Raw genomic sequence first — 1,889 nt, forward strand, 5'->3', positions numbered from 1 at the left:
CGCTCGTGATGGTGAAAAGTTCTTCGTCTCGGGTAAAGACGTCAGCCTTGATCTCCCCCTCTCCGAGATGCAGATTAAGCCACTCCTTGAGTGGGCTATGGTAACCAACTACCCCCTGCGTAAGTTTGTCCGCGCACAACGCGTCTTGAGTGCAAAGTTCTTCGGAGTCTGGTATAATAAGGCCATAAGTTAAAACCTATGGCTCTAGAAACACTCAAGGAAAGCTGGCTACAAGAGACCCTAGACAAGGAGGAGAATTTCCCCCTCGTTGTCATAGACTACAAGGTCTACGCTCACAGCATTAATAACTTCGCCGAATCAGCTCAGGATATTGTGGGTGATGATGAGGAAGCACTGAGGAAGATCCTCAGAGCGCTGTGGGCTTATAAACTCAATAGAGGTATTGATAGCCTTCCACCCCATGACTTCACAGCTATCGTTGTTGACGACAACAAGGGAGTTTTCGAGGAAGAAGATATCAAGGGATATTGGCGCAGCTTAGAGGCACATAAGCTCGGAATGCCGGAGTATAAAGGTGGAAGGCCGGCCAAACCGTCCCTCTTCCCCATCGTCCTCGAAGAGGGTTACAAGTACTTAAAGTCCCCCGGCTCTACTTTTTACTTTTTCGACAAAAAATACTACGAGGCAGATGACATCGCGGGTAAGATAGCCCGCATCCAAAGGACTGACCCGGTTCTAGACCGTTACGTCTTGCTGTCCACCGTAGATGGAGATTGGCAAGGCCTGGTATCTGACGAACACCATATCGTCTGGTGTAATACTGGCCCCTGGCTTCCAAGAATCCGCACAGAAGCTGAGGTCTGTGACTACTATCTGAGGAAAGAAAAACTTAACATCAAGACGGCTAGGGAGACCTATACAGTCAAAGTCGAAGTAGGCGATGCGGGAGACAACCTTCTCCCCGGCACCCCCCTGCGTTTCTTCGACCTCTACGATGAAGACCCTGTCTGGGGCTGGACTCAAGCCGAGGAAGCTAGACTCCGATCTATTATAGCGGATACGAAGCCCTCAAACAGACCCGACCACCTTGAGCGGTCTAGACGCTACCTCCGATCCCTAGGCATGTTCCTACCCGAAATCCCCGCACCCACCGAATTCGACGTGATCAGCTTCAGTGAGAGGGCGGTAAGAGAAAGGGTCGAGGCGAGGTATCCCGGGTACAGAGGCCTGAACAAAAAGTACTGCGCGGGGGTTTCCGAGCAGGCAGAGCTGGAAAAGTGTGCTAAGATGGTCCAAGATGACAACGAAGCGTTGAAGAGGATCAAGGAGCTAGAAGAGATTAAAAAGACCGATCCTGAGAACCACAACCCCGGGCTGTTGAAGGCGTTAAAGGAGTCCAGGAAAGACTATAAATCCTCCTTAATTCGATTCTCTCAGTCCTATGCCTAAAGGTAAGAATAAGTCAGACTCCGAACTATCTACAAAAGGGCCGTCTAGCAAATACCATGAAGTAATCTCCATCCTCGAGTCTAACGGCTACTACTTGAAGGTGAACTTAGACTCTAAACTCACATCGTTTCACGACCTCTATGAGAAGTTCTGCCCGTACAACTCGAGTACTCGATTCGTCCCCAAAGGATTAAAGTATCCCGAGTGGTTTGAGTGTCTCGTGCCAGCGTCAGAGACCACCCTGGAGACGATTCAGAATGAAATCTTGAGCGACGACTCGATGCTAGAGTTCGACCCCGACACTAGAGAGTTCTGCCTACCCCTCTTCATTTACCGCTCTGGTCGATCCAGCGAAGTTACCGATTTCATCCTAGGATTTGAGAATCATAAAGCTCTGATGCACAAGAAGCAGGGGGGCGGTACTTATCACATGGGGATTGCCCATTCTCCCGAGTCGGTAAAAGATGCGTTCTTATCCG

3 protein-coding genes are annotated in these 1,889 nt (G+C 49.9%); all 3 read left to right on the forward strand.

Annotated elements, in window-relative coordinates; all coding sequences use genetic code 11:
* The coding region (locus tag EBR25_13585; GenBank protein ID NBW42014.1) for a hypothetical protein at positions 1 to 193 on the forward strand (193 nt) is incomplete at its 5' end.
* Positions 194 to 198: 5 nt separating this feature from the next.
* Entirely contained in the window at positions 199 to 1,410 is a 1,212-nt protein-coding gene (locus EBR25_13590) for a hypothetical protein (GenBank protein NBW42015.1), read from the forward strand.
* Positions 1,403 to 1,889 (forward strand): hypothetical protein (locus EBR25_13595; protein NBW42016.1); only part of this gene is annotated, 487 nt, incomplete at its 3' end. The genes EBR25_13590 and EBR25_13595, both read left to right, overlap by 8 nt.

This window comes from bacterium (genome assembly GCA_009926305.1).
Lineage (GTDB): Bacteria > Bdellovibrionota_C > UBA2361 > UBA2361 > RFPC01 > RFPC01.

Coding starts and splice junctions, on each gene's coding strand:
- EBR25_13590 (NBW42015.1), top strand. CDS start 199: ATGGCTCTAGAAACACTCAAGGAAAGCTGGCTACAAGAGACCCTAGAC.